Source organism: Aeromicrobium sp. Leaf272, from assembly GCF_001422865.1.
Classification (GTDB): domain Bacteria; phylum Actinomycetota; class Actinomycetes; order Propionibacteriales; family Nocardioidaceae; genus Aeromicrobium.
Genome location: NZ_LMMY01000011.1, coordinates 415183 through 416161, shown reverse-complemented (window position 1 = coordinate 416161; position 979 = coordinate 415183). Strand labels below are relative to the sequence as shown.

Below are 979 nucleotides of genomic sequence, written 5' to 3'. Positions count from 1 at the left end.
TCAGATGCGCGCAGCGAGCTCGGTCGCCTGCTTGATGGCGCGCTTGGCGTCCAGCTCGGCGGCGACGTCGGCGCCGCCGATCACGTGCGTGGTCACGCCGGCGGCCTCGAGCGGCTCGACGAGGTCGCGCACGGACTCCTGACCGGTGCACACCACGATGGTGTCCACCCGGAGCAAGAGCGCCTCCCCGGTCTCGTCCTTCTCGTCACGACGGACGGTCACGTGCAGGCCGTCGTCGTCGATGCGGTCGTAGGTGACGCCACCCACGAACTCGACCCCGGAGTCCTTCAGGGTCTGGCGGTGCACCCAGCCGGTGGTCTTGGCCAGGCCCTTGCCGTGCGCGGAGTGCTTGCGCTGCAGCAGGTACACCTGCCGGCGCGGCGGCGCCTGCACCTTGGTCGTGAGTCCGCCGCGCTCCAGGGCGGGGTCGGTCACGCCCCAGCGCTGCATCCAGTGCTCGAGCGACTCGTGCACGTCGTGCAGCAGGAACTCCGACACGTCGAAGCCGATGCCGCCGGCGCCGAGCACGGCCACCGTGTCGCCGACGGGTGCACCGTTCACGACCTCGTCGTAGCGCAGGACGCTCGGGTGCTCGATCCCCGGGATCGTGGGTATCCGAGGCTCGACGCCCGTGGCGAGGACGACCTCGTCGAACGCTCTGCCCTCCTCCGCCCGTGGCCCGGAACCCCCGCCGGTCAGGTCGTCCAGGTCGGCCCGACGCCCGAGGTGCACGGTCACGCCGCGGACCTCGAGCATGCGCGTGTAGTAGCGGAGGGTCTCGACGAACTCCTCCTTGCCGGGGATGCGCGCGGCGAGCTTGAACTGCCCGCCGATCGTCGCGTCGGACTCGAACAGCTCCACGGCGTGGCCGCGACCCGCCAGCTCGACGGCGGCGGCGAGCCCGGCCGGACCCGCACCGACGACGGCCACGCGCTTGGCCGCGCGCGTGGGCAGCAGCACCAGCTCGGTCTCGTGCCCG

General features: G+C 72.4%; 1 protein-coding gene. It reads right to left on the bottom strand.

The annotated features are described in order from the left end of the window. The coding region (locus tag ASF38_RS09115; RefSeq protein WP_235497584.1) for an FAD/NAD(P)-binding oxidoreductase at positions 1 to 979 on the bottom strand (979 nt) is incomplete at its 5' end.